The organism is Variovorax sp. N23, from assembly GCF_025486315.1.
Taxonomy (GTDB): Bacteria; Pseudomonadota; Gammaproteobacteria; order Burkholderiales; family Burkholderiaceae_C; genus Variovorax.
This window is the reverse complement of record NZ_JAOOPY010000008.1, coordinates 100,831-126,783: the sequence shown is the minus strand read 5'-3', so window position 1 is coordinate 126,783 and position 25,953 is coordinate 100,831. Positions and strand designations below refer to the sequence as shown.

26 protein-coding genes are annotated in these 25,953 nt (G+C 69.2%); 10 read left to right on the top strand and 16 right to left on the bottom strand.

All coding sequences use genetic code 11. The annotated features are described in order from the left end of the window. Window positions 1-6 precede the first annotated feature (6 nt). Window positions 7-1,410 (top strand): amidase family protein, encoded by a 1,404-nt coding sequence (locus tag N8A90_RS14435; protein WP_262075615.1) that lies wholly within the window; start codon window positions 7-9, stop codon window positions 1,408-1,410. Window position 1,411: 1 nt separating this feature from the next. On the opposite strand, the gene N8A90_RS14430 is transcribed toward N8A90_RS14435, so the two are convergent. From N8A90_RS14430 to N8A90_RS14405, 6 genes are all read right to left on the bottom strand, one after another. After that, complete coding sequence (locus tag N8A90_RS14430) at window positions 1,412-2,428, bottom strand: MerR family transcriptional regulator (protein WP_262075614.1); 1,017 nt, start codon at window positions 2,426-2,428, stop codon at window positions 1,412-1,414. A 60-nt stretch (window positions 2,429-2,488) separates the two neighbouring features. Continuing rightward, window positions 2,489-2,773 (bottom strand): cupin domain-containing protein, encoded by a 285-nt coding sequence (locus N8A90_RS14425; RefSeq protein ID WP_262075613.1) that lies wholly within the window; start codon window positions 2,771-2,773, stop codon window positions 2,489-2,491. 49 nt (window positions 2,774-2,822) lie between these two features. After that, the gene (locus tag N8A90_RS14420) at window positions 2,823-5,357 is read right to left on the bottom strand and encodes a chemotaxis protein CheW (protein WP_262075612.1); all 2,535 of its coding nucleotides are present in this window, start codon (window positions 5,355-5,357) and stop codon (window positions 2,823-2,825) included. A gap of 139 nt (window positions 5,358-5,496) precedes the next feature. Continuing rightward, window positions 5,497-5,982, bottom strand: a complete 486-nt coding sequence (locus tag N8A90_RS14415) for a GNAT family N-acetyltransferase (RefSeq protein WP_262075611.1) — start codon at window positions 5,980-5,982, stop codon at window positions 5,497-5,499. Between the two features lie 4 nt (window positions 5,983-5,986). Beyond that, window positions 5,987-6,244, bottom strand: coding sequence for a hypothetical protein (locus N8A90_RS14410; RefSeq protein WP_262075610.1), 258 nt, complete (start codon window positions 6,242-6,244; stop codon window positions 5,987-5,989). 22 nt (window positions 6,245-6,266) lie between these two features. Next, the gene (locus N8A90_RS14405; protein ID WP_262075609.1) at window positions 6,267-6,743 is read right to left on the bottom strand and encodes a peptidylprolyl isomerase; all 477 of its coding nucleotides are present in this window, start codon (window positions 6,741-6,743) and stop codon (window positions 6,267-6,269) included. Between the two features lie 234 nt (window positions 6,744-6,977). Between N8A90_RS14405 and N8A90_RS14400 the strand changes: the two genes are divergently transcribed. Further along, on the top strand, window positions 6,978-7,442 hold the full coding sequence (locus N8A90_RS14400) for a DUF2846 domain-containing protein (RefSeq protein WP_262075608.1): 465 nt from the start codon (window positions 6,978-6,980) through the stop codon (window positions 7,440-7,442). Window positions 7,443-7,542: 100 nt separating this feature from the next. On the opposite strand, the gene N8A90_RS14395 is transcribed toward N8A90_RS14400, so the two are convergent. Further along, entirely contained in the window at window positions 7,543-7,932 is a 390-nt protein-coding gene (locus N8A90_RS14395) for a hypothetical protein (protein WP_262075607.1), read from the bottom strand. A gap of 26 nt (window positions 7,933-7,958) precedes the next feature. On the opposite strand from N8A90_RS14395, the gene N8A90_RS14390 reads away from it, so the two are divergent. Continuing rightward, window positions 7,959-8,708: a TorF family putative porin gene (locus N8A90_RS14390; RefSeq protein ID WP_262075606.1), complete on the top strand. Its 750-nt coding sequence runs from the start codon at window positions 7,959-7,961 to the stop codon at window positions 8,706-8,708. Here the strand turns inward: N8A90_RS14390 and N8A90_RS14385 are convergent. Beyond that, on the bottom strand, window positions 8,692-9,450 hold the full coding sequence (locus tag N8A90_RS14385; RefSeq protein WP_262075605.1) for a tRNA-uridine aminocarboxypropyltransferase: 759 nt from the start codon (window positions 9,448-9,450) through the stop codon (window positions 8,692-8,694). The two genes, N8A90_RS14390 and N8A90_RS14385, sit on opposite strands and share 17 nt — an antisense overlap. Before the next feature lie 41 nt (window positions 9,451-9,491). Continuing rightward, window positions 9,492-10,439 (bottom strand): LysR family transcriptional regulator, encoded by a 948-nt coding sequence (locus tag N8A90_RS14380; RefSeq protein WP_262075604.1) that lies wholly within the window; start codon window positions 10,437-10,439, stop codon window positions 9,492-9,494. 105 nt (window positions 10,440-10,544) lie between these two features. On the opposite strand from N8A90_RS14380, the gene N8A90_RS14375 reads away from it, so the two are divergent. From N8A90_RS14375 to N8A90_RS14365, 3 genes are read left to right on the top strand one after another with little or no spacing between them, the layout of a single operon-like run. After that, complete coding sequence (locus N8A90_RS14375) at window positions 10,545-12,386, top strand: gamma-glutamyltransferase family protein (RefSeq protein WP_262075603.1); 1,842 nt, start codon at window positions 10,545-10,547, stop codon at window positions 12,384-12,386. Between the two features lie 39 nt (window positions 12,387-12,425). Then, window positions 12,426-13,391: a Bug family tripartite tricarboxylate transporter substrate binding protein gene (locus N8A90_RS14370; RefSeq protein WP_262075602.1), complete on the top strand. Its 966-nt coding sequence runs from the start codon at window positions 12,426-12,428 to the stop codon at window positions 13,389-13,391. 37 nt (window positions 13,392-13,428) lie between these two features. Further along, entirely contained in the window at window positions 13,429-13,926 is a 498-nt protein-coding gene (locus N8A90_RS14365; RefSeq protein WP_262075601.1) for a GAF domain-containing protein, read from the top strand. On the opposite strand, the gene N8A90_RS14360 is transcribed toward N8A90_RS14365, so the two are convergent. Next, a complete protein-coding gene (locus tag N8A90_RS14360; protein ID WP_262075600.1) occupies window positions 13,927-15,165 on the bottom strand; it encodes a dienelactone hydrolase family protein in 1,239 nt (412 codons plus the stop codon). Between the two features lie 339 nt (window positions 15,166-15,504). Between N8A90_RS14360 and N8A90_RS14355 the strand changes: the two genes are divergently transcribed. Then, complete coding sequence (locus tag N8A90_RS14355; protein ID WP_262075599.1) at window positions 15,505-16,518, top strand: AraC family transcriptional regulator; 1,014 nt, start codon at window positions 15,505-15,507, stop codon at window positions 16,516-16,518. A gap of 136 nt (window positions 16,519-16,654) precedes the next feature. Here N8A90_RS14355 and N8A90_RS14350 read toward each other — a convergent pair whose 3' ends face one another. After that, a complete protein-coding gene (locus N8A90_RS14350) occupies window positions 16,655-17,794 on the bottom strand; it encodes an HD-GYP domain-containing protein (RefSeq protein ID WP_262075598.1) in 1,140 nt (379 codons plus the stop codon). Between the two features lie 195 nt (window positions 17,795-17,989). Here N8A90_RS14350 and N8A90_RS14345 point away from each other — a divergent pair, with 195 nt between their 5' ends. Then, on the top strand, window positions 17,990-18,646 hold the full coding sequence (locus tag N8A90_RS14345) for a hypothetical protein (RefSeq protein ID WP_262075597.1): 657 nt from the start codon (window positions 17,990-17,992) through the stop codon (window positions 18,644-18,646). A gap of 2 nt (window positions 18,647-18,648) precedes the next feature. On the opposite strand, the gene N8A90_RS14340 is transcribed toward N8A90_RS14345, so the two are convergent. From N8A90_RS14340 to N8A90_RS14320, 5 genes are all read right to left on the bottom strand, one after another. After that, the gene (locus N8A90_RS14340; protein WP_262075596.1) at window positions 18,649-20,358 is read right to left on the bottom strand and encodes a methyl-accepting chemotaxis protein; all 1,710 of its coding nucleotides are present in this window, start codon (window positions 20,356-20,358) and stop codon (window positions 18,649-18,651) included. Between the two features lie 222 nt (window positions 20,359-20,580). Next, the gene (locus N8A90_RS14335) at window positions 20,581-22,995 is read right to left on the bottom strand and encodes an ATP-binding protein (protein ID WP_262075595.1); all 2,415 of its coding nucleotides are present in this window, start codon (window positions 22,993-22,995) and stop codon (window positions 20,581-20,583) included. 98 nt (window positions 22,996-23,093) lie between these two features. After that, window positions 23,094-23,306 (bottom strand): hypothetical protein, encoded by a 213-nt coding sequence (locus N8A90_RS14330; RefSeq protein WP_262075594.1) that lies wholly within the window; start codon window positions 23,304-23,306, stop codon window positions 23,094-23,096. Further along, on the bottom strand, window positions 23,303-24,064 hold the full coding sequence (locus N8A90_RS14325) for an HD-GYP domain-containing protein (RefSeq protein ID WP_262075593.1): 762 nt from the start codon (window positions 24,062-24,064) through the stop codon (window positions 23,303-23,305). The genes N8A90_RS14330 and N8A90_RS14325 overlap by 4 nt, the downstream gene beginning before the upstream one ends. Continuing rightward, window positions 24,061-24,438: a response regulator transcription factor gene (locus N8A90_RS14320; protein WP_262075592.1), complete on the bottom strand. Its 378-nt coding sequence runs from the start codon at window positions 24,436-24,438 to the stop codon at window positions 24,061-24,063. The genes N8A90_RS14325 and N8A90_RS14320 overlap by 4 nt, the downstream gene beginning before the upstream one ends. Before the next feature lie 116 nt (window positions 24,439-24,554). On the opposite strand from N8A90_RS14320, the gene N8A90_RS14315 reads away from it, so the two are divergent. Both N8A90_RS14315 and N8A90_RS14310 read left to right on the top strand, forming a co-directional pair. Then, a complete protein-coding gene (locus N8A90_RS14315) occupies window positions 24,555-25,208 on the top strand; it encodes a response regulator (RefSeq protein ID WP_262075591.1) in 654 nt (217 codons plus the stop codon). Continuing rightward, a complete protein-coding gene (locus N8A90_RS14310) occupies window positions 25,205-25,951 on the top strand; it encodes a hybrid sensor histidine kinase/response regulator (protein WP_262075590.1) in 747 nt (248 codons plus the stop codon). The genes N8A90_RS14315 and N8A90_RS14310 overlap by 4 nt, the downstream gene beginning before the upstream one ends. The last annotated feature ends 2 nt before the right edge of the window (window positions 25,952-25,953 follow it).

Here is a 25,953-nt window from a genome sequence, read left to right as displayed (position 1 = left end):
CCGACCATGACCGACATCTGGCGCCTCTCTGCCTCCGACGTTGCGCAGCACATCGCGCAACGCCAATTTTCCGCCGTCGAAGCCGCGCAGGCCGCTTTGGCGCGGCTCGACGCCGTTAACCCACGGCTCAATGCGGTGGTCGACTGGCGCCCTGACGAGGTGCTGCAGCGCGCCGACGCCATCGACGCCGCACTGGCTCGCGGCGAAGACTGCGGCCCGCTGGCCGGCGTGCCGATCACCGTGAAGGTCAACATTGACCAGGCCGGCTTCGCGACCACCAACGGCGTGACGCTGCAGAAGGACCGCATCGCCGCCACGAACAGCCCGGTGGTCGACAACTTCCTGAAAGCCGGCGCGGTGATCCTCGGCCGCACCAACACGCCGGCCTTCAGCTACCGCTGGTTCACCGACAACCGGCTGCACGGCCGCACGGTCAACCCGCGCGATGCGTCGCTCACGCCGGGCGGCTCGTCCGGCGGCGCGGCGTCGGCCATCGCGGCAGGCATCGGCCACCTCGCACACGGCACCGACATCGCCGGCTCGATCCGCTACCCGGCCTACGCCTGCGGCGTGCACGGCCTGCGGCCCTCGCTGGGCCGCGTCGCGGCCTTCAATGCGTCGGGGCCGGAGCGCAACATCGGCGGGCAGATCACCGCCGTCTCGGGCCCGATCGCGCGCACCATCGGCGACATCCGCCTGGGCCTGGTCGCCATGGCCGGTGCCGACGACCGCGACCCGTGGTGGGTGCCGGCGCCGCTCACCGGCCCCGACGTGCCGCGCACCGTCGGGCTGTGCGTGCGGCCCGACGGGCTCGACACGAAGCCCGACATCGCAGCCGCCCTCAACGACGCCGCCGAGCGCCTGCGCGACGCCGGCTGGCAGGTGGAGGAACTCGACGACGTACCGCCGCTGCAGGACGCCTGCACCACGCAGATCGTGCTGTGGATGGGCGACGGCTACGACGCGATGGTCGCCGCCGCGCAGCAGGAAGGCGATGCCGGCGCCATCGCGGCGCTCGCGGGCCAGGCCGGCCTCGTCGGCGCGGCGGGTGCGCCGGACCTGTCGAAGGCGCTGATCCGCCGCGCCACCCTGGCCCGCGCCTGGCAGGAATTCACCGCGCGCTACCCGGTGCTGCTGATGCCGGCGAGCGCCGAGCTGCCCTTCGCGTCCGACCTCGACCTGCAGGGGCCGGATGCCTACGCGAGGGTATGGGCCGCGCAGGCGCCGATGATCGGCCTGCCGCTCACCGGCCTGCCTTCGCTGGTTGTCTCCACCGGCATGGTGGGCACCCGCCCGGTCGGTGTGCAGCTGGTGGCGGGGCGCTTCCGCGAAGACCTGCTGCTGGCGGCTGGCGAGGCGATCGAGGCGCGTGGTGTGCCGTCGATGCCGGTCGACTTCGGCGCTCCCTGACTCAAGCCGCCTGCGACCAGCAGGCCACCACACCTTCTGTGCGTGCGCGCGCCCGCGGTGTGCCCAGGCACATCGCCACCGCTTCGTAGCCCGTCGCGCCAGCGTGCGGCGCGACGCGGAAGGGAGGGCTGTGGTTCGGTGGGCAGAAGATCACCGTCTCGTCGGGCCCGACGACCCGCAGGTTCAGCAGGGACGAGGAGCGGGTAAGGCAGAAAAGCGGCCGCGCATGGGCGCCCTGTCGACGCAGGTTGGCGGCGAGGGCTTCCTGCGTCGCCTGATCGAGCCCCTGCTCGATCATGTCGATGACGAGCGCAGCGGGGCCTTCGGTGTCCAGTTCGACGACCAGGGCCAGCAAGGCGTCCGAGGCGGTCGCACCTTGCTCGGCGAGCAAGGCCATGTGTGTCGCGACCCGGGCGCTCAACGCGGCGTCGGCGCGCAGCCGTGCTTTGGCGGCGGCTGCACCCTCGGCCGCGCGGTCCAATCCGACGAAGACCGTATTCGGCAAGGTCGCGGCCAGGCGCTGCGCCAGGCGCGTCTTGCCGCTGAACAGCGGGCCGACGATGTAGTTGATCGCCCGGATGTCCTGCAGCTCGAAGACTTCGCCGTTCCAGGGCCATGGGAGTTCGAACACGACGCGAAGCGCTGGGCGTTCTCGGCGCTGAACCGGGGCTTCGCCGTGCGAGTGGGAATGCCGGAAGGCCTGTACCTGGCCCACCATGCCCGAGATCTCGCGCATGCGTGCTTCAAGCGCTGCCTGGTGCTCGACCAGTGCAGGTTCGATGCACGGCGCATGGCCATCGAGCACGCGCGCTGCCTGTGCGAGGGTGAGCCCGAGGGCGCGCAGTGCCACGACTTGCGTGGCCCGCTGCATGTCCTCGGGCCCATAGATCCGCCATCCGACGGACGAACGGGTCGGCACGATCAGGCCCTGTTGCTCGTACACGCGGAGCGCCTTGACCGATACGCCGAGTTGCCGGGCGGCTTCGGACGGATGTAGATATCGACTCGTGGAGCCCATGGGTCACCTCGTCAGCTTTGGATGCGCCCTTTATAGGGGCGTCCCCAGGGGACGGGTCAATCACTTCAGCTCGATCTCCACGAAGACGAACTCGTATTCGTTGGCGTTGATCACGTTGTGCTCGACGCCCGTGAGCCGCGTGTACGAGACGCCGGCGGTCAGGGGGCTGCGCACCTCGCCGTTCGGCGTTTCCAGCAGCAGCGTGCCGCTGGTCATCGGCACCACGACGTAGTCCATGCCGTGGCGGTGGTAGCCGGTTTCGGCGCCGGGCGGAAAGCGCCATTCGGTGACGGTGACGCGGTCGTTGTCGATCTGGACGGTGGGGATGGCGGTGGGGCGGTTCATGCGCGTCATTGTGCAAGGCGCGTGCCCGCATCGCCGCACGGCGGCGTCGCTACGACCGCGCCGCGGCTCGTCCGATGGCGTGCAGCGCATCGATGTCGATGACCGTCAGCATCGGCCCTTCGCCGCCGTCCACCAGCGCGGTGGCCAGCGGGTCGCGTGCCTCGAGCCCCGGCGGCAGCGGGCGCAGGGCCGAGCGCGGCACGTCGAAGACCGGGCCGAGTTCGTCCACGCGCAGCACGACCCGGCGCTGGTTCGCGTCTTCGCAGACGACGAGCAGGGCGTCGCGGCGGGCCGTTACGCCGCCCGTTTCGCGGCCCATGTCGCGGCCAGGGCGATGGAGGTCGATCACGGCCAGCGCCCGGTCGTCGTGGATGACGATGCCGCCGCGTCCCTCGCCGGCGGCCGAGGGTGGCGCCTCGATCGCCTCGACCACCTGGGCCGTCGCGAGCCCCAGCCACTGGGGGCCGAGCCGCACGCTCGCGAAGCCGATGCGTTCGTCGTCCCGCGGCGCGTGCGTATCCGGTGCCGGCGCGAAGCGCACGGGCAGGGCGCCGGCCTCGTCGGCGGCCACCTCGCCCAGGGCCGACAGCACCAGGCAGGCCATGTCGTCGGGGCCGCAACTGCCGGCGCTGTCGTATTCACGGTAACCGCCCGTCATGGCGATGCCGGCCGCATGGAGCACGCCGCCGAGCTCGACGAGTGCGCCGCTGGAGGCACCCCGTGCCAGCGATTCGCAGCGCTGGCGCAGCGGCGCTTCGTCGCCGGCCTGCCAGCGCGCGTCGGTGCTGGCCACCACGGTGCCGTTGCGGGTGAGAAAGAGCGCCAGGGCGCCGGGCAACGGCGCGCCCGCCGCGTCGCGCGGCAGCACGTCGCGCAGCATGGCTTCCATCTGCACCGCACTGTCGAAGACGGTCGCCACGGTGCCGCCCCGGCCCGTGCCGGTGTGGGCGTGTGCCGCGAAGATGCTGGTGCCGCGGCCGTCGTAGAAGGGCGAGGGGCCGAAGGCCGCGCGCACGTAGGCGCTCTCGTCGCGCAGCAGGGCGGCCGCCGACATCCAGGGCGTCGCCACGGTGCCCTCCTGCGGCGTGCGTGAGCAGGCGAGCACCTTGCCGTGCTCGTCGAGCAGCAGGATCTGCGCGTACACCGTGTACAGGCCGTTGATGTGCGCGAGCACCTTCGAGGCCTGGGCGCACGCGGCGGGCGTGCGGTCGCGCGCGGCGGCGCGCAGGGTCTCGTCGAGGGCCCACCAGCGGCAGTCGTTCGCGCGCTCGTAGAAGCTGCGGTCCAGGATGTCGCTGCCGAGTGCCGCGCAGGCGCGCACCTCGTCGATCACCGAGGCTTCGGCAGACTGCTGCAGCTGCTCGATCGCGGCTTCGAAGACCTGGCTGATGCGGCGCCCCGTGGCGGTGACGCGCTCCAGCAGCACGTTCGCGAAGCCGGTGCCGGACGCGTCGCCCCCGTCCTCCTTGCGCAGGCGCAACTGGCCGTTCCACACCAGCCGCTCCAGGCCGCGCTGGATGCCCTTGGCCTGGATCGGGATCGTGCGCAGCGCTTCGCCGAACAGGCTGTTGCCGGCGGAGAGCCGGGCGCCGATGTCTTTCTTGGGCATCGACATCGGTGCTGTGCTGCCGTCGAACGCGACATCGAGCGGCACCAGCACGCAGCCGGCCCAGCCCAGGCCGACGTAGCCCTGGTAGCCGTCGGAGTTCGCCTGCACCGTGAGGTACTCGCGCCCCGCGAAGCGCAGGGTGGTGCCGCCCGGGCGTGGCGTCGGAAGCACCACGCCGAGCCCGACCTGGTGCACGTCGGAACTGGCGACCACGGTGCGCTGTGCGTCGAGCAGCAGCAGCACCGAGGTCTCGTCGCCCGCGCTGAGCGCCGCGAAGATCGACGCCATCTCGTTCTGCAGCGCGAAGCTCAGGCACAGCACCGCCGCGGCGTGGCCGCCGGGGGTGCGCACCGGGGCGCAGAAGAGCAGGCCGTCCTGTCCGCCAAGCAGCGGCGATGGGCCGAAGCGCTCGAGGTAGGGCGCCTCGTTGCGCAGCGCCGCCTGGGCGAGGCCGGCGTCTGCCTGCACGGGGGCGTCCTGCCGCAGGCGCACGCGGGCGCTGCCGTCGGCCGCGAGCAGCAGGATGTCGTCGTACACGCTGTACTTCGCCTGGTACGAATTCAGATGGTTGTGCAGGGCGGTGGCCTGCGTCGCGTCGATCTCGGTCGATGCGGCGGCGCTCACCAGGGCGTCGTCCAGCGCGAGGAAGCCGACGTCGGCGGTGCGCTCGAACAGGTTGCGCACCAGGAGGTCGACCAGGGTCTGCGCCTTGGCGCGCGCCGAGCGCAGGGCGTCCTGGCGCAGGCGCTGGGCCAGGGCGTCGAGCAGCACGCCGGTCAGGGCGTGGAACTTCGCGCCCGTGGCGGCGATGGACGTGCCACTGCCGGTCATCTGCGCGAGCAGACCGAGCTGGCCCCAGGTGTCTTCCAGCCGCTGCAGCGACTCGCGATGGTCATTCACCAGCGCCATGCGCGGGACGAGCGGCGCAACGTCGGGAGAGAACGTCACGCCCTTGAAAACGACAGTTCCGGACATGGCATGTGCAGACGGATGCGCCCAGGGGTCGGCATACCGCGTGGCGGGATGAAGGAGATCGCATCCTAGGCCGCGGGTGCCGTTCCCCATGGGGGGAACAGAGGGGGCTTTGTCCCTCAGTTCGCGGCCTGCGGTGGGCTCAGGCCGCGGCCGTCAGCACCTTGCGCATGCGTGCATTGCGCAGGATGACGCCCGCGCGCTCGACCTCCTGCCGCGCTTCGATCGCGAAACCCGAGGCGAGGAAGAAGCGCTCCGCACGCAGGCTCACGTTGGCATGCAGCGCGGCGATGCCCTGCGCCTGCGCCACCGCATGCAGATGCGCCATCAGGGCCGTCGCGACGCCGCGACCCGCGTGATCGCCCGAGACGAAGAACATGTCGATGTGGCCGGACGGCTGCACGTCGGCAAAGCCGGCCATCGTGCCGCCCCGTTCGGCGATGAAGGGCCGGATGCGCTGCATGCGCTCGGCCCACCATGCGGCGTCGTGGTCGTGCGGCGCCCAGGCGGCGAGCTGCTCGGGCCGATAGTCGCGGGCCGCGAGGGTGTGGACGGAGGACGCGAAGACGCGGCGCAGCGCAGGGGCGTCGCCCTGCTGGTAGCCGCGGATGCGAAGCGCGTCTTCCAAGGGCCTACCGCCCTGTCACCGACCACCCCGCATGCAGGTTGGCCTTGTCATTCTCGTATTCCCAGCGGGTGCCGCAGCGGTCGCAGCGGTAGCTGGTGACGGTGACCATGCGGCCGTCCTCGCGCTCTTCCTTGCGGTTGTTGCCCTGCACCAGTTCGGCGTGGCCGGGGGCTCGGCGCCAGTTGCGCTGGATGCCGGTGCACGGCTCGCACAGCGCCATCTTCTTCTGGTCTTGTTCGCGGGCGCTCAAGGGGGAGTTCATGGGTGGGCCGTCGGTTCGTGGATCAATGATGGTGGCCGCCTGCGCCGTGCACATGGCGGTGTTCCAGCTCTTCCGGCGCGGCAGCGCGCACCTCGAGCACCTTCAGCACGAAGCGCAGCTCCATGCCGGCCAGCGGGTGGTTGCCGTCGAGCAGCACCTGGCTGCCCTTGATCTTCTTGACGTAGTAGATCTGCGGCTCGCCGTTGTCGTTGCGGCCTTCGAGCTGGCCGCCGACCTTCACGCCCGGCGGGAAGTCGCTCTTGTCGATGGTGCGCTCCAGCGCCGGGTCGCGCACGCCGAAGGCGTCTTCGGGCTTGAGCTGCAGCGTAACGCCGTAGCCGGCTTCCTGGCCGTCCAGCGCCTCCTCGATCTTGGGCAGCGTGTTGTCGTAGCCGCCATGCAGGTAGCCCATGGGCTCCGTGGCCTCCTCGATGAGCTTGCCCTGCAGGTCGGTGACCTTGTAGCGGAGGGTGACGACGGTGTCTTTTTCGATTTTCATGGGGGGATTCTCCCGCAGAGCGCCTGGTGGGGCCAGGCGACGCGCAACGCCGACTTGCCGGGCGCCAGTTCCCCCAGGCTGTCACCCCGTGAATCCAACATCAGCGAGATGTGGTTACGTATTGAAACAAGAAGGCATAATCCCGCCGCTCGCGGCACCACGCCGCAGCCATGGAGGCGGGCTCGAGATCGGGCTCGGCGTTTTGTCCCCTCAACTGTTTTCCAAGTTCAAAAGATGAAGATCAATCACAACATCACCATCCTCGCCCTTTCCGCCTTCGTGTTGGCCGGATGTGCCTCCGTCAACATGGCCAGCAAGGAGGAGTCGGACAAGGCCAAGCAATTCAGCGCTCCCACTGCAGGAAACTCCGGCGTCTATGTGTATCGCAACAGCTTCGTCGGGAAGGCGCTGAAGAAGGACATCTGGGTCGACGGCAAATGCCTGGGCGAGAGTGCATCCGACGTGTTCTTCTACACGCAGGTCGAAGGCGGCAAGAAGCACAAGATCGAAACGGAATCGGAGTTCTCGCCCAACGCGCTGGAGGTGTTCATGGAGGCCGGCAAGAACTACTTCGTCCGGCAGTTCATCAAGCTCGGTGCTTTCGTGGGCGGCGCCGACCTGGAACAGATCCCCGAGGAGCAAGGCAAGGCCGACGTGGCCAAACTCGGGTTGGCGCAGCCGGGCACGTGCGGCAAGTAAGTTGTCTTGCTGGGCGCTCACGAACGGGCGCCTGCCGCTGACGGTCACGGGAAAAGCGCAACGGCGCTGCCGTGCCGTCGATGATCGACGACGCGCACGATCACGCCCCACCCACCACGATCTCCTGCCCGGTGATGTTGCGCCCGCCTTTGCCCGCCAGCAAGCGCGCCGCGGCGACCACGTCGGCGGTGTCGTTGGTCCGCTGCAGCGCGACGCCGAGCGATTGCACGCAGCGCTGCAGCACCACGGCTTCGCTCATGCCTTCGGTCTCGGCCTGGTCGGCCCGTCGCTGGCGCATGCAATCGACCGCGATGGCTCCGGGCGCCACGAGGTTGGCCGTCACGCCATCGAAGTCCTTGACCTTGAGCTCGTCGCTGACCTTCCCTTTTTTATGCCGTCTTTGCGCGAGGCGGCCAAAGCTTTGCACCTTCTTGATGCCCGTTGCTCGACAGTGTCGTCCGGCTGCCGACCCGGCAGACATGAACGACAACGGCCGATGGCCTCAACGGAATCCCCATGCAAAAACGCACCCTTCGCACCACCCTCTGTCTCGCCCTCGCCACCCTGCCGATGTTCGCGAGCGCGCAACTCACGGCGAACGTGGCACTCACGAGCAACTACAAGTTCCGCGGGCAGGACCAGGACACGGGCCGCACCCGCGCCTTCAAGCCGGCGATCCAGGGCGGCTTCGACTACGCCTTCGGCGAGAGCGGCTGGTACGTGGGCAACTGGAACTCCAGCGTCAACTGGCTGTCGGGCAACAGCATCGAGAGCGATCTGTACGGCGGCTACAAGTTCGCAGCGGGTGGCGTGAACTGGGACGTGGGCGCGCTGACCTACATCTACCCGGGTGCCAAGGGCGCCAACACCACCGAGCTCTACGGTGCCGGCAGCGTCGGTCCGCTGACGCTGAAGTACTCGCACACGATCTCCAAGGACTACTTCGGCTGGGCTGGCGAGAACGCGGGCTCGGGCTACAAGGGCCGCAACACTGGCTACCTGAACCTGGCCTTCGCGCAGGAAGTGGCGCCCTCGCTGACGCTCAAGGCGGCGGTGGGCTACACGCGCTTCAACGGGGGCATCAAGGACTACACGGCCCTGACCAGCACCAAGATCCCGAACTATGTGGACTACGCGCTGGGCGTGTCGTACGACTTCGGCAGCGGCGTGGCGCTGTACGGTGGCGTGCAGGGCGCCAACAAGAAGGACTACTTCGGCTTCGTGAACAAGGCGCGCGCCATCGTCACGCTCAGCAAGACGCTGTAGCAAGCGACAGTGCCGACACCTCGCGCAGCCTCTGATGCGCGAGACCCTCCCACGCCACAGGCTGCTGGTTCTTCGCGCACAGGTAGTGGTGGGTGAAGACATCCAGGTAGGCGTCCAAGGTCTGCGCAACGTGGCGCTCTCCCGCCAGGTCCAGGCACAGCGCGGCGACTTCGCTGGTGCAGAGGTGGTCGTCGCGGCCGGAGTTGCGCAGTTGGTAGCGGGAGGCCTGCTCCGGCGCCAGGCTCAGCACCGGCAGCGCGTCGAGGCAGGGGCTGCGCCCGAACATCTTGCGGGCCTCGGCCCAGGTGCCGTCGAGCAGGATGAACAGCGGGCGTTGGCCCATTCCATCAGCGGACGCGTCGGCCTGCGGCACGGTATGCACCACGCGCTCGGGCGCCGCGTACTGCCCGGGGAACACCACGAAGGGTTGCCATTGCGGGTCGGCCAGCAGGGCCCGCAGTGCCGGGTCGGTCTCGGTGCGCGCCCAGCCGAAGGCGAAGGTGTCGGCCACCACGTCGGCGACCAGCCAGCCGGTGTTGCTCGGCTTGAGCGCTTCGATGTCGGCCATGAGCAGGCAGAAGCCGGCGCGGGTGGACAGGGTCGGACGCAGGGCGCACAGGCAGTGGCTCGGCAGCAATCGACAACCTTCGCAGCGCTCGCGCTTGAAGCCCCCGCGGGCAAGAAAGGGTTTGCTGCTGCGCGCCAGGCGGGCGGCGCGCAGCCGGGCGACGGCGTGGGGCATGCGGGGATTCTCGGGCCAGGCGGGTGGGCGCTGCCTCGCCCTCAACGCAACGCCGCCGCCAGCCCCTGAATCACCGACGCCTTCGGCGAATCCCGCAGCCACGCCAGCCCCACCGGCGGCAGGTTCCACGGCAGCGGGCGCGGCATGACCTCGGCGGCGCCGGTGGCGGCCACGGCCTGCGCCACGTCGCGCGGCAGGATCGTCACGGCCCGCGGCAACTGCTGCATGGCCGAAGCGACGGTGCGCACCGCGTAGGCCTCGAGCAGCGGCACGGGCACCGTGCGGCCGGCGGCGGCGAAGACGGTGTCGATCATCTGGCGGATCGGCGTGTCCGAGGGCGGGAAGATCCAGTCCATCTCCGACAGCAGCGAGATGTCGACCGAGTCCTGGCGCGTGAGCCGCGGCGCGCTGGCCTTCGACACCACCACGCAGGCCTCCTGCCGGTACAGCAGTTCCTGCACCAGGTCGTCGTCGGTGCTGTCGTGCGAGAAGCGGCAGATGGCGCAGTCGAGCGTGCGCTGGCGCACCGCCAGCACCAGGTTGTGCGTGGTGTCCTCATGCGCCAGCAGTGCGATGCGCGGGCGCAGGCCGAAGAGGTGCTGCCACGCGGCGTCGAGCGTCTGCGTGGCGGCATAGGGAATCACGCCCACGCGCAGCCGTCCTTGCAGCCCGGCGCCGCTGACGGCGCGCAGTTCCTGCTGCAGCGCGTGGTTGTCCGCCACGGCGAGCTTGGCGCGCGCCAGCACCACCTCGCCGGCCACCGTCGGCTCCAGGCCGCGTCGGCTGCGGATGAAGAGCGGCGTCATGAAGATGTCCTCGATGTCGGCCAGCGCACGCGTCACGGTCGGCTGCGCGAGCGACAGCTGCTCGGCCACGCGGGTGATGGAGCGGTGCCGGTCGACCGCCATCAGCAGCACGTAGTGCCGCATCTTCAGGCGGGTTTCGAGGCGCAGGGCGAGGGCGTCGGGGGCAAGGGGCGCGGGAGACATGGTGTTCTTGAGCATAGCAATTGATGCATGCATCAATAGCAATCCATGTGCATTGGCCTATTTCATGCGACCAGAATCGGCGCATCCCTTCGATGCACCAGAACCATGAGCACCTTCACCACCCGCCCTGAAATCACCGGCACGCACGGCGTCGCCGCGGCCACGCACTGGCTCGCCGCGCAGACCGCCATGGGCGTGCTCGAGCGCGGCGGCAACGCCTTCGATGCGGCCGTGGCCGGCGGCTTCGTGCTGCAGGTGGTGGAGCCGCACCTCAATGGCGCGGGCGGCGAAGTGCCCATCCTCTTCTGGAGCGAGAAGGACCGGCGCATGCAGTCGGTCTGCGGCCAGGGCGCCGCACCGGCCGAGGCCTCGGCCGCCACCTTTCGCCACCTGGGGCTCGAACAGGTGCCGGGCATCGGCCTGCTGCCGGCCACCGTGCCGGGCGCCTTCGGGGCGTGGCTGACGATGCTGCGCGACCACGGCACCTGGTCGCTGGCCGACGTGCTGGCGCCGGCCATCGGCTATGCGCGCGACGGCTACCCGCTCATCCCGCGCGCGGTGCAGGCCATCGTCGCGGTGCAGGCGCTGTTCCGCGAGCATTGGCCGTCCTCGGCCGAGGTCTGGCTGCCCGACGGCCAGGTGCCGAAGCCCGGCGCGTTGTTCTGCCAGCCGCGGCTGGCCGCGACCTACGAACGCATCGTGCGCACCGCCGAGAGCGACGGCGACGGCACGCGCACCGGCACCATCGATGCCGCGCTGCGCTGCTGGTACCAGGGCTTCGTCGCACGCGAGATCGACAGCTACTACCGCACGGCCCAGGTGCGCGACACCACCGGCGAGCGCCACGCCGGCCTGCTGCGCTTCGACGACATGGCGCAGTGGCAGCCGACCGTCGAGTCGCCGCTGACGGTCGACTTCGGCCGCTACACGCTGGCCAAGTGCGGCTTCTGGAGCCAGGGCCCGGCCTTCCTCGAACAGATCGGCATGCTGCGCCACGCGGGCCTCGAACAACACGCGCCGCACACTGCGGGCTTCGTGCACCGCATCGCCGAAGCCGCCAAGCTGGCGCTGGCCGACCGCCTCGCCTGGTACGGCAGCGCACCCGGTGCATCGCGCGAGGCGCAGATGGCGCTGCTGTCCGACGACTACCTGCGCCAGCGCTGGATGGCGGTGGGCGACCGCGCATCGCAACAGCTGCAACCGGGCGCGCCGCTCGGCCACGCACCGCGCCTGCCCGACCTCTACGTGGCGGCTCGCACGCTGCGCACCGCCGACACCCGCTTCGGCATCGGCGAGCCCACCTTCGCCGCGCTGCCGCCCGTCGCCGAATGGGCCGAGCGCGAAGTCTTCGTCGGCGACACCTGCCACATCGACGTGATCGACCGCCACGGCAACATGGTTGCGGCCACGCCCTCGGGCGGCTGGCTGTCGTCGAGTCCGGTGATCCCGGCGCTCGGCTTCGCGATCAACACGCGCCTGCAGATGACCTGGCTCGACGACGGCCTGCCCAACACCGTGACGCCCGGCGTGCCGCCCTGCACCACGCTGTCGCCCTCGCTCGCGCTGCGCGACGGCGAGCCGTACATGGTGTTCGGCACACCCGGCGGCGACCAGCAGGACCAGTGGTCGCCCGCCTTCTTCCTGCGCCATGCCGTGCACGGCATGAACCTGCAGGAAGCGATCGACGCGCCGGCCTGGCACGTCGACCATTTCCCCGCGTCGTTCTGGCCGCGCGCCACCACGCTCAACCGGCTCACGGTCGAGTCGCGCTTCTCGCCCGAGGTGCTCGATGCGCTGCGCGCGCAGGGGCACGACGTGAAGGTCGGCGAACCGTGGTCGGAAAGCCGCCTGTCCGCCTGCACGCGCGAGCACGACGCCAAGGGCCGCTTGCTGCTGCGCGCCGCGGCCAATCCGCGCGGCATGCAGGGCTACGCGGTCGGGCGCTGACGACGACACCCCCTTCTTTTTTCATCGAGGAGTCTTCCCATGTTTTCACGCATCCGACGCGGCATCACGCTGCTGGTCCTCTGCGGCTTCGCCACCCTCGCCGCGGCCGAGTGGCCCGACAAGCCCATCACGCTGGTCGTGCCCTGGGCACCCGGCGGCTCGACCGACATCCTCGCGCGCTCTCTGGCCGAGCAGCTGACCAAGTCGCTGGGCCAGACGGTCATCGTCGACAACCGGGCCGGCGCGTCCGGCAACATCGGCTCGAACTTCGTCGCCAAGGCCAAGCCCGACGGCTACACGCTGCTGATCGGCTCGATGAGCACCCACGCGATGAACCCGGCGCTGATGCCGGCCATGCCCTTTCGCGGCGTCGAGGACTTCACGCCCATCGCGCAGATGGCCAACGTGATCAACACCATGGTCGTCAACCCGGCCGTGCCCGTGACCAACGTGAAGGAGTTCATCGCCTACGCCAAGGCCAACCCCGGCAAGCTGGCCTACGCGTCGGCCGGCCCCGGCTCCACCAACCACCTGAGCGCGGTGCTGTTCGAGAAGGCAGCGGGCATCGAGATGCTGCACGTGCCGTACAAGGGCGGCGCGCCGGCCGTGGTCGACACCGTGTCGAACCAGACGCAGGTGCTGTTCTCGGCCGGCACGCAGACGCTGCCGCATGTGAAGGCCGGCAAGCTGCGCCTCTTGGGCGTGACCGAGGCCAAGCGCTCGCCGCTGCTGCCCGACGCCCCCACCGTGGCCGAGACGCTGCCGGGCTACGAACTCGGCGTCTGGTACGGCGCCTTCGGCCCGGCCAACCTGCCCAAGGAACTGGTGACCCGGCTCAACGTCGAGATCAACAAGGCGCTGGCGCAGCCCGAGGTGCGCGCGCGCATGGATTCGATGGGCGTCGAGATCGTCAAGGGCACGCCGCAGCAGTTCGCCGCCGTGCTGCGCAGCGACGCCGACCGCTACGGCAAGCTCATCCGCGAGCTGGGTATCAAGAATGAGTGAGGCAAGCACGGCAGCGCCGTTGTGCCTTCCGCTAGACGTGTGCCACGTACTCACGCAGACGCTGCCGCGTTCACGCACGATGGACGCGGCGCTGCACTGCATCGACGGCGTGCGCCGGCGCATGCTCGGCGACGGGTTGCTGACGGTCAATGTCGACGCGTCGCCGCCCGCGCCGACCGAGGGCGACATCGTCGATTTGCAGCGCGTGTGGACTTCCGATGTCGCCGCCTATCCAGTGGGCGGGCGCAAGCGCAAGACGCTGACGCCGTGGACGCGCCAGTTGCTGCGCGGTGCGCAGATGTTCGTGGGCGAGGGCGACGCCGCCTTGCGCGAGGTCTTCGACGACCATGAGCGCATCGCATCGCTCGGCCTGCACGCGGTGGTCAACGTGCCGCTGCTCGATGCGTCCGGCCGCTGCGCCGCGACCTTCAACCTGCTCGGCGTACGGCCAACCTGGCAGCCGCAGGAGCTCGCGCTGGTGCAGCTGCTGGCGCTGCTCGCCACACCCTGGGTGCTGGCCGACCGCGGCGCCTGATCAGCCGCCCTCGCTCGTCTTCCACCGCGCCATCAGCGTGTTCGACGGCAGCGTCTCGTCGAGCAGCTTGTGCGCCGTCTCGGCACCGGCCACCGGCAGGCCGGCCGGGTCGAGCACGCCGATCTGCACCAGCGCGCTGGCCTGGTCCCAGTAGATGTGCTCGTGGCACAGCTTGTCGCCGCGGAAGCGCACCACGCCGAGCATCGGCAGCTCGACCTTGCGGCCGGTCGGTGCGATGCCGGGCAGCATCCAGTCGACCTCGGTTGTGTGCGTGAAGCTCATGATGAACTCGTCGACGAGCTGGTTGGAGCCGACGGTGCGCGACAGCGGCCGCAGCGCCATGTCCGGCGGGTTGCCGTGCACGAAGTGGTGCTTGTAGAAGCGGTAGAGCTGCTTGTAGCCCACGCCACCGGTCATGGTGGGGATGTGGTTGACGTAGGGCTCGGCCACCATTGTCGCCATCGTGTCCTCGACGTTGCGCGTGCCGAACTCGTATTCGCAGTGCTTGTCCCACAACGCCGAGAGGTCGTAGTCGGGGCCCAGCTCGCGCTTGAGCGTGGCGATGGTGCGCTGCTGCGCCATCATCGACGCGAGCTTGTCGAAGTGCATGCCGTTGATGCGCGCGAAGGCGTGTTCGACGCCCGGGTAGGTGTAGATCTCGATGCGCTTGTTGGGCGCCAGCGCTTCGGTGATCGTGGCGCGCGCCGCAGCGTCGCAGTAGCCGTCGAGCTCGGCGAAGTGCAGCACCAGCCGGCCCTTGATCTTCGGTGCCTCGGCCAGCGCATGCTCGATGCCCATGCCGTAGTAGCCCACGGCCACCGCCACGTCGGTGCGGCAGGCCGCGAAGTAGGCGAGCCGCCCGCCGAGGCAGAAGCCGACGAGGCCCTGGCCGACCGACTTCTCCACCTCGGGCAGCGTGCGCAGCAGGTTCAGCGTGGCCTGGATGTCCTCGATGCCCTTGTCCAGGTCGAAGCCCTGGAAGTAGCCGATGGCCTGCTCGAAGTCGGCCGGCGTGTAGCCCAGTTCGATGCCCGGCTTCTGGCGCCAGAACAGGTCGGGCACGATGGCCACGTAGCCTTCCTCGGCGTACAGGTCGGCCGTGGCGCGCATGTTGGCGTTCACGCCGAAGATCTCCTGCGCGATGACGATGCCGGGGCCATGGCCGCTGGCGGGCACGGCCACGTAGGCGGAGAAGCTGCCGCTGCCGTCCAGCGCCGGAAGGGTGAGGGTTCTGCTCATGGGTGCGGCCTGCGTGGGGCAGGCGGAGTGAGTTGGCGACCGCCCGATCTCACCGCAAAACCGGGCGCGTGGCTATCCGGAATCCGCAACCCGGTGCAGGCCGCGCTGCGGCGCCTCGCCGATTGCGGACAAAGGTGCCCGCGCGGGATGGTCATCGGCATGGCTCTTGCTCGCCGGCAGCGGTGGATGCAGACTGCCATGCCGCACGTCCGACCCGTACGGAACCACGCCCGACCCCTGCGCACCCCACGGCGCCCCAAGGAGCTTGAAGCACATGACCCGGACCATCCCGTCCCTTCCGTTCCGCTTCGACCGTGCCGCGTCCGCGGCGTGCCGGCCATGAGTCCGGCCGTGCCGGCGATGGACCTGTCGCGGCTCTACCGCAACCGGGTCTTCGCGTCGAACCGCATCGACTCCTCCCGCGCCTACCTGCGCGACGCGCTGGTCGAGCACGACGTGCGCTGCGGCGCCGGCGCGATCGACTCGGCGCTCTACAGCGCGGGCTCGCCGCGGCTGCAGATGTTCATCCTGCGCTACGGCCCCGAGGTCGAGGTGCGCCCGCAGCCCTTCGACGGCTTCGCGCTGGTGCAGATGCCGCTGTCCGGCAGCGCCGAGATCGAGAGCGACGGCCACTGCCTTTCGATCGGCCGCGGCCAGGTGGCGGTGATCGCGCCGCGCCGCAGCGTGCGCCTGCGCTGGAGCCGCGACTGCGAGCAGCTGCTGCTGCGCATCCCGCTGACGCTGGTGCACGACGCCGCGGTGCGCAGCGCGCAGGCGCCGGCCGCCACCGCGCTGCAGTCGGCCCACCGGCTGCACGACGGCGCGTCGGCCCAGTGGTTCGGCCTGGTGCAGTCGCTCATGGAGCTCGCCCTGCCCGATGCCGCCGACCGGCCCGCGGCGTGCCACCCGGCCTGGCTCGAGCATGTCGAGCAGAGCCTCGCCTACTTCCTGCTGACGCAGCAGCCGGCGGGCGGCGCACCGGTGCTCGACGACGCGGCGCTGACCCTCGGCGCCCCGTCGTCCGGCGGCGGGGCGCTCGAGCCGCCGCTGGCCGCCGCCGAGCGCTACATGCGCAGCCGCCTGTGCGCGCCGCTGTCGCTCGAAGACCTGGCACGCGCCGCGGGCGTGAGCCCGCGCACCCTGCACATGCACTGCAAGCGCCGCTTCGGCGTGGGTCCGATGGTGTGGCTGCGCCAGGTGCGGCTCGAGGCCGCGCGGCAGATGCTCGAGCGCGATGCCGACTGCCTGGTCACCGACGCGGCGATGGCCTTCGGCTTCGGCCACCTCGGCCGCTTCTCGGCCTACTACCGCGAGCGCTTCGGCGAACTGCCGCGGCAGACGGCGCGGCGTTGAAGCCGCCGCCGATCAGAACGTGTGAAGGAACCGTCGCGAGCGCCTCGAGCTTGCGCCCCGGACCGGAGCCGCACTCGCGTGCGGTGAGGACCGCAGATGCGAGATCGGGGCGCGCAGCAGGTTCCTTCACATGTTCTCAGCCCGGCAGCGACAGCCGCTGGATGTGCGCGTCGTCCCAGAGGTCGCGCGGCTCGCGCCCGACGATCTGCACGTCGCAGTCGGGCTCGCTCAGGTCGAGCAGCGTCGGCACCGTCGGCGTCTCCTGGATCGTCGAGTAGAACGTCCGGACCACCGGTGTGTACAGCCGGTCCTTGCGCTGCTGCACCACCACCGCCAGCAGGCCCGAACTCAGCCGCACCAGCGAGCCCACCGGGTAGACACCGACCAGCTTGATGAAGGTGGCCAGCAGGTCGCGGTCGAAGTGCCCCTTCCAGGCGGCCATGCGCACCAGCGCATCGGCCGGGTCCCAGGCGCTCTTGTAGACGCGTGCGGAGGTCACGGCATCGAAGACGTCGCAGATGGCCGCCATGCGCGCGTAGATCGAGATCCCGTCGTCGTCCAGCCCGTCGGGGTAGCCGCCGCCGCTGATCTTCTCGTGGTGATGCAGGCAGATGTCCAGGGCGATGGGCTCGTCGAAGCCGTTGTGCACCAGCATCTCCGTGCCCAGCCGCGGGTGGTCTTTCATCGTCGTGAACTCCGCGTCGGTCAGGGCGCCCGGCTTGTTCAGGATCTCGATCGGCACCCGCGCCTTGCCCAGGTCGTGGAACAGGCCGCCGATGGCCGCGTTGCGGCACTGCCCCTCGGTCATGCCCAGCTCGCGTGCGAACGCCGCCATGAGCGCGCAGACGGCGACGCAGTGCATGTAGGTGTACTCGTCGGCGGTCTTGAGCCGAGCCACGCTCAGCATGGCGCCGGGGTCGTGTTCGATCGATGCGTAGATGCCGTCGACCACCTGGATCGCCAGCGACACGTTGAGGGGGCGGTTCGCCTGCACGTCGGCGAAGGCCCCCTTCATGGTGGAGGCGCCCAGGTTGCGGGCGTTCAGGGCGGCCTCGTGCGCCTCGACCGGTCCGGGCGTCGGCGTGCGCACGACCGGGGGCGCTTCGGGGACCTCGATCCAGACCGAGACGTCGCCACGGGCCCGCAGCGAACGCAGCAGCCGCTTGTCCAGCACCCTGGACGTCCAGCGGGAGGTCGGAACCCCCGTCCAGACGCCATCCAGTCCCTTAAGGACCATGCCTTCTTGCAGGTCGGCGGCCTTGATCTTCTTCAGCATGACTGTCTGCGCTCGTACTCGAATCAAGCTCTGCGGGGTGGCACGTATCAAAATTTGACTATAGGACTAAAAAGTGTCCAAACCTTGTTGTCGAGCGCCGCCGACTGTCAATCTTGGCACGTTCGGTCGATGCCTCGACGATGCCTGCGGCCCGCCTGTTGCCTTTCGCCTTACTGCACTGCCTACACTGCCCGGATGCACCCTGCCTCGTCGCCGCCCGCCGAATGCGGCCCGTCTATCGTCCGCTTCCGCAGCGGCGACGCGCTGCGCAGCCGGCGCGTGAGCGGCGTGGTGCTGGCCGGCACGCTCGATGTGCCGATGCCTCCCGCTCGCCTGACGGCCGACTGGGAACGCGAGGTGTCGTCGGTCCTGGGCCTCGAGCCCGGCGATGTCGAGCCGCTGCCCTTGCCGCGCGCACGCGCGCGCTGGCCGGACTACCGGCAGTGCGTGCAGGCGATGGCCGACTGGACCCGCGCGCTAGGGCTGGCGGACGTGCTGGCGTCCAGCGAGGTGGCGCTGATGGCCTGCCGCGGCGCGAAGGTCCACCACGACGCTGCGCAGTACGGCGGCGCGGCCTTCTGCAATCTCTTCCTCAGCGACGACCAGGGGCTGGACCTGCATTTCCCGGCGGCGGGCCTTCGCATGCCCCTCGCCCGGGGCACGGCGGTGGTCTTCGACACGGGTCAGCCGCACGCCGTCATCCGGCGCGGCCGCAGCGGCTTCGACGCGGCGGATTTCGCGGCGGGCATGGACGGCACCCTGGTGTTCCTGAGCTGGGAGCTGCCGATCGAGGACGTGCATGTGGCGCGCGCGCTGGGCGTCGTCTTCGACGGCGAAGCGCCCGCGGTCTGAGGTCAGAACTCCGCCCACTCCGCCGATTCGGCGGGCACCGGCTTGGGGGCGGCGGCGGTCTTGCCGCCAGGGCGCCCCGGCAGCGCGGGTTTCCTCCTGGTAGCCGATGCACGGCTGGCGACCGGGCGAACCGTGGCGTTGCCGTTCAGCCGGCCCGAGTCGCCATCGTTGAGCTTGAAGGCGGCGACCACGCCGACCAGGCTCGACGCCTGGTCCTCCAGCGAGCCGGCGGCGGCGGCGGCCTCTTCGACCAGCGCCGCGTTCTGCTGCGTCACCTGGTCCATCTGCATGATCGCCTGGTTCACCTGCTCGATGCCGGTGGACTGCTCCTGGCTGGCGGCCGTGATCTCGCCCATGATGTCCGTGACGCGGCGCACGCTGCCGACCACCTCGTCCATGATCCGGCCCGCGTCGCCCACCAGTTCGGTCCCCGCGCGCACTTTCCCCACCGAATCGTCGATCAGGCCCTTGATCTCCTTGGCCGCTGCGGCCGAGCGTTGCGCCAGACTACGCACTTCCGACGCCACCACCGCAAAGCCGCGACCCTGTTCGCCAGCGCGCGCCGCCTCCACCGCGGCATTGAGGGCGAGGATGTTGGTCTGGAAGGCGATGCCGTCGATGACGCCGATGATGTCGACGACCTTCTTGGAAGACGCGTCGATCGAGTTCATCGTTGCGACCACCTGGCCGACGACCTCACCGCCCTGCACGGCGACGCCCGATGCCGCGACGGCGAGTTGGTTGGCCTGCCGCGCGTTGTCCGCGTTCTGCTTGACCGTGGAGGCCAGTTCCTCCATCGAGGCGGCGGTCTGCTCCAGCGCACTCGCCTGTTCCTCGGTGCGCGACGACAGGTCCTGGTTGCCGCTGGCGATCTCGCGGGAGGCCGTCAGCATCGTGTCCGTGCCCGTGCGGACCTCGCCGACGATGCGAACCAGGTTGCCCTGCATCGCCGCCAGGGCCGCGATCAGTGGTTCGAATTCATCGTGGACCCGGTTCACGACGGGCACCGTCAGGTCACCGGCGCTCACCCGCTCGGCCACGGCGGAGGCGGCCCCGACGCGACGGCGCACCAGGCCGCCGATGTGAAGGAACAGCCCCGTCAGCCCCAGCGTGATCGCCAAGGTGATCGCCAGCAGCGCGAAGCGCGTGCTCGCGGCCGCCTGTTCGATCTGACCGAGCTCCGACGTCAACAATTCGCCCTGGCGAATCTTCTCGGTGTTCAGCCATTCGAGCAGCTTGTTGCGCGCCGGGATCGTCTTGCCCACCAGCATGTCGAAGGCTTCGTCCTTGCGCCCGGCTTCGATCAGCTGGATGTTCGCGGCGGCGATCGGCCAGAACTCGCTCTCGAGCTTGGCGAATTCCTCGAACGCCTTGCGCGCCGAAGGGACCTTGAGGTCCTTGAGAAACTGTGCGTCGTTGTCTTCGATGATCTTGCGCTTGGCCGCGATGTCCGCGAGCGTGATGCGCAGATCCTCCGGCGTTCTCACGAGGATGGCATGGCGGATCTGCAGCGAGATGCGCGTCACGCTGAGCTCCGTCGACGCGATGCGCTGGAGTTGTGGGACGCGGGTCGAACCGGTCTCGCCCGCCAGCCTGTGGACATGGCCGAGTTGCTGCCACGAGACCAGCGCCAGGCAGCCCAGGGCCGCGACGACAACGAAAAGAGCGACGTACAGACGTTTGGCAATGCCAAAACCATCGAATAGCTTCATTTGAGACACCCAGAAAAGAGTCGAGGACGTCGGGTCAATCCGCCGCGTTCCACTCCATCGACGGCACTGTGCAGGATCGCGTTGCCGGCGTGTCAGAAATGATAAACTCAAATTGATTGAAATGATAAATCAATCACCCTGCCGATGTGAACTTGTGCTGATATTGCCGTTTCATGCGTGTCGCCCGGCCCTCGGGTGCGACGCGTGACGGCGCTGCGGCGCTCAGACGAGTTCGGTCAGCACGCCCGGTGTGGTCTCGCTGAACTCGTTCGACGGCAGCAGGACGTCGAAGCGGGCGCCGCCGTCCCTGGCATTGCTGGCGCTGATCGTGCCGCGGTGTGCGTCCAGGATCTTCCGGCAGATGGCCAGGCCCAGGCCCGTGCCGCCGGAACCGTCCTTGGTCTTGCTCGACTGGACGAAGGCATCGAAGATGTCCTCGAACTCGTCGGGCGGGATGCCGGGTCCGTGGTCGCGGAACCAGAGGTGCAGGCTCCCGTCCGAGGCGGTCCGGGCGCCCACGTCGATCGACTCGCCCGTGGGCGAGAAGCGGATCGCATTCGCCAGGACGTTGCGCACCACCTGCTGGAAGCGGAACGGATCGACCTTCGCGGACAGCGCCGTCGTCGGCAACTGCATGTCGACCGTCAGCTGCTTCGCGCCGAACAGCGGGCCGAGCTCCTGCACCACGGTGCGCAGCAACGGTCGCAGGTCGGTTCGTTCCAGGTGGATCGTGCCGACGGCGCTGTCGATCTTGGACACGTCGAGCAGGTCGTTCACCAGGGCCAGCATGCGCTGGCCCGAGGCCAGGACGTCGGTGAACATCCCTGCGACCACCGCGTCGTTGCGCACACGGCCCGCGCCCAGTTCCGAGAAGCCGATGATCGACTGCAGCGGTGTGCGCAACTCGTGGCTGATGTTGGCGATGAACTCGCTCTTGGCACGCGAGGCCTCTTCGGCGACCTCGCGCGCCTCCTGCGTGGCACGGGCGGCGTTGCGCAGTTCGGTGACGTCCATGAAGGTGGTCAGGATGCCCTGCGCCTTGCCGTCGCGGCCGATCACCAGCACCTTGTTGATGAGCAGATCGCACTTCGTCCCGTCGGAGTGCGTGTGGACGGCTTCGTACTGAAGCTGTACGCCGGAACCCTGCAGCCGCTGGTCGTAGGCTTCGTGCAGGCGTGCTTCGGCGTCGGGGATGAATCGGTCGCCTGGCTTCCCGAGCACGTCGCTCTTGGTGCGCCCGGCGAATTCCAGCCAGGCCCGGTTCACGTCGAGGTAACGGCCGGACATGTCACGCATCGACATCGGCAAGGGGCTCATGTGCAGCAGCAGCGCCACGAACGCCAGCTGCTCGGCGAGCCGTGCCTCCGCCTCCTCGCGCGCCGTGATGTCCACGGCGCTGCCCGCAAAGCCCGTGGCCTGCTTGCCGTCGTGCAGCGGAACCAGTGCGATGTCGACGCGCCGGGGGTGGTCGGTTCCTGCCCAGAAGGTCAGCGTCGCGGCGCGGGCTCCCCGAGCGGCCTCGCGGTCGAGCATCGCCTGGACGATCGACTGCTCCTCGGGCGCCACGAGGTCGACAAGGCGCGTCCCGATGATGGCGGCCTGGGATTCGCCCGTCGCCGCCATCCAGTGCGCGTTGACGAAGGTCAGCCTGCCTTGTGCATCGGTTCTGAAGAGGAGTTCCTGGACACTGCGGACGATGACGTTGAGTTCCTGCTCGCTGCGGGCGATCTTCCGTTGCATGGACTCGACCCGCTGCTGCGCCTCCTCGCGGGCGTACAGGCTGCGTGATGCGATGAGCGTCAGGCTCGTGAGAATGAGCGATGCGACCAGGATGAAGACCATCCGGACGCGCACGCTCTTGAACCAGTCGTCCATCACTGCTTGCAGGGGGCGTTCCACCAGAACGACCACCGGTCTTGAACTCGAGGCGCGGAACGCGCCGGTCTGTGGGTCCGGATCGAGACCTGCCTCCAGGTAGTTGGCATGCCCGATGCGGGGCAGGAACCTCCGGAACACCGGATGCTCGCGCAGCAGCGTCCCCGGGACCCCGGCGCCTGTGTCGCCATACAGGCGACCGTCGTATCCGAAGAGGGCGGCCCGGCTGCCGGGGTCGTCGATCGTGAGTCGCATGTAACGCACCAGGCCTTCCGGATGGATCAGTGCGAGGACGATGACGTCGCCCGACGGCAGCCGGGCGCGGCGCATCAGAGGGATCACGCCGACGGATGCCGGCGACGGCGGGGTGTCGGCGCCTTTTGCCAGCGCAGCCAGGCCGCGCCCGGGAATGTAATTGCCAAGTGCGTCGCTTCCTTCGCTTGGCAGCGGCCCAAGCCGAGTCAGGTCGATCCGACGTCCCACATCGTCGGCACCGCTGGCGGCCGTGACCAGCCCCTTCATGTCGACGACAGCCATGTCACGCAACAAGGGAAGGCTCAGGACCAACTGCCGGAGGTTGGCGGAGACGGCCGTGCTCGTGGCGGTCAGCGGCACGCCCAGGTCGTTCGCGACGCTGGCCAGCGAGATGGCCGCGGTGTCGACGCTGCGCGTCACGTGATCTTCGAGGACGCGCGCATACAGCGCATTGCGCTTCTGTTGCGCATCGATGGCCGAGGCGCGGTCCTTGAACAGCAGTGCCACCGAGATCGCGAACATCACGACCACCAGCGACAGGCCGACGAGCCGGACGATGCGACTCGCTGGCCAGGGTTGTGTGTCTTGCGGGCCTTGCATGGTGCTCAGTGGACGACGATGGTCGACAAGCCGTTGCGGCGTGCGGCGGCGTCGGGCAGCACATGGAAGGCGTACTCCAGCCGGGCCTGCAGAGCCTGCGCGAGCTGCGCCGACAGGTCGATGTCGATGCCGCTGAGCGAACGATCGTGCGGGTTGCGGTAGGTCATGCCGTCGTAGTGGGGCCAGATGTACGCGCGCACGGTGCCCGATCGCTTCATTCGTGGTCGATCGCGTGGACAAGGTCGCCGAAGCTGACGCGGCTCTCGGTCACGCGGTCGCGCAGCGACACGAAGGGCGCCCAGTGGTCGAGCAACGTGTCGACCACCCGGGGATCGAAGGACTTGCCGCGCTCCGCGAGCAGCATGCGCCGGACCTCCTCGGTGGCGAACGCCGGCCGGTAGCACCGTGCCATCGAGAGTGCGTCGAAGAAGTCCACCACCGCGACGATGCGCCCGGCCAACGGGATGGCGACGCCGGCCAGGCCCTTGGGATAGCCGCCGCCATCGAAGCGCTCGTGGTGGGAGAGAGAAATCTCCGCGGCCAGCTGGAACAGTGGCACGCGCGACCGTCCGAGAATCTCCGCGCCGATCTCCGGGTGCCGGTTCATCACGCCGCGTTCTTCGGGCGTCAGGCCGCCCGGCTTCTTCAGCACGGCATCCGGGATGCCGATCTTGCCGATGTCGTGCATCGGCGCCGCCTTGCGCAGCAGGGTCGACCAGGTCCGGCTCTGGCCCAGCGCCAGCGCCAGGGCTTCGGCCAGCACCCCGATGCGCACGATGTGCACGCCGGTGTCGTCGTCCTTGTACTCGGCGGCGAGCGCCAGCTTGTAGAGCGCGTCCTGGTGCGCGGCGACGACCTCGCGCAGGGCCTCGTTGCGCTCCTGGTACATCTTCCCGAAGTCGGCGAGCAACGTCTCCATCTGCGCCGATGCGGCGTCGTCGAAGCGCTTGCTGCCATCGGGCGCGAGGGATGTCATGCCGACACGCCCAGCGCTTCCAGCGTCTTCACCAGTTCCAACGGGCTGAACGGCTTGACCAGGTAGGCCCGTGCGCCGGCCTCGAGACCCGCAAGGCGGTCTTCGGCCCGGCAATTCGCAGAAATCATCACGATGGCGGTCCCCGACATCGCGGGGTCCGACGTCAAGGTCTGGCACAGGCTCAGACCGCTGGTGGCCCCGGGCATCATCACGTCGGTGATCACCACGTCCGGCCGCAGCGCGCGCGCCATGGCCAGGCCCGTGTCGCCGTCGCTCGCTTCCGCCACGTTGTCGCCATGGCCCGCGAACTCCAGCGTCATGCGGATCAACCGGCGTATGTCGGAGTGGTCTTCGACGATGAGGATGCTGTTCATGACGATATCGAGCGGGGTTTTGTGGCGGATGACATGGAAGTATCGGCAGAACTGAAATAAACTGAAGGCATCACATTTGCCGATTTGCCTGGATCCAGGCCAAAATTCACGCAGCCATGAACAAAGCATCGGACGCTCCAGACACGGACTACAGCACGCGCGACGTGGCGGCACTTCTCGGCCTGGCCGTGCGGTCTGTCCAGCTCATGGTCGACCGTGGCGAGTTGCAGGCCTGGAAGACCCCCGGCGGCCATCGGCGCATCGATCGGGCGTCGGTCGACGCGTTTCTGCAAGGCCGCGAAAGCCATGGCAAGAAGCGAAGCGCCGGCAGGACGGCGGCAGACGCCGCGGTGGCAGCGGGTTCGGCGCAAAGCGGCGGGAAGGCCAAGGTCCTGATCATCGAGGACTCGAAGCACTACCAGAAGCTCGCGTCGATGCTGCTGCGTAACGACTTTCCCGAACTCGAGATCTTCGTGGCAGACGACGGTTTCGCCGGCCTGGCCATGGCCGGTCAGCTGCGGCCGGCCCTTTTGATCGTGGACATCCTGCTTCCGGGCATGGACGGCGCGACGCTGATCGCGAGCCTGCGTTCCCACGCGCAGTTCGCAGACAGCCGGTTGATCGTGCTGACCTCGCTCGACGAGACGGACCTGGCGCCCTACATGTTCGCCCTGGACGACGTGCCCATCGTGCACAAGTCGCGCATGGTCACGGACCTGCCCCGGCGCATTCGCGAGCTGCTGGGGCAGCGCGACGCCGTGGTTGCATGACGCCGCCGAGCCGCGTCCTGCTGCTCGAGGACGACGCCTCGATCCGCCGCTTCGTCGGCATGGCGCTCGCCGAACTGCCCATCGAACTCGTCGAAGCGAGGTCCATCGCCGAGGCGTGGGAGCAGCTTGGCCGGCAGGACGTCGACCTGTTCATCTCCGACCTGATGCTGCCTGACGGCAACGCGATGCACATGTTCCACGCCCTGCGCGAGCAGCCGGGCTCCAGCGCGATGCAGGTGGTGATCTTCAGCGCCGGTGTTTCGGCCGCCACCCGCGAACTCGCCGCCGAACTGGGCGTCTTCCGGGTGCTGGACAAACCGGTGCCCTACCTCGATCTGGTGGCCTGCGTCGAGCAGGCCATCGGCGGCGCCAGCCCTCTGTCGCTTGCACAGGCGGTGGTGCTGACCGACAGCCTGCCCGCGACGCAGCGACAGCGCGCCATCGACGACCATTTCGGCGGACAGGCCGCGCTGTTCGACGAGTTCCTCGCGAGCTGCCTGGCGCAGCTCCCGGCCGACGTCGATGCGGGCGACCAGGCCTGCGCCACCCAGGATGCGGGCGCGTTGCGCCGCGTGGCGCACAACCTCAAGTCGGTGCTGCAACTCATTGGCAGCACCGAAGGCCATGCGATGGCGCGCCGGCTGGAACATGCGGCTGCCGAAGGGCAGGCCTTTGCGGCCATGACGTCCGATTGGGGCCAGATCCGCGCGCTCGTGAAGTCACTCTGTCGGCCCGCCGCCTGAAA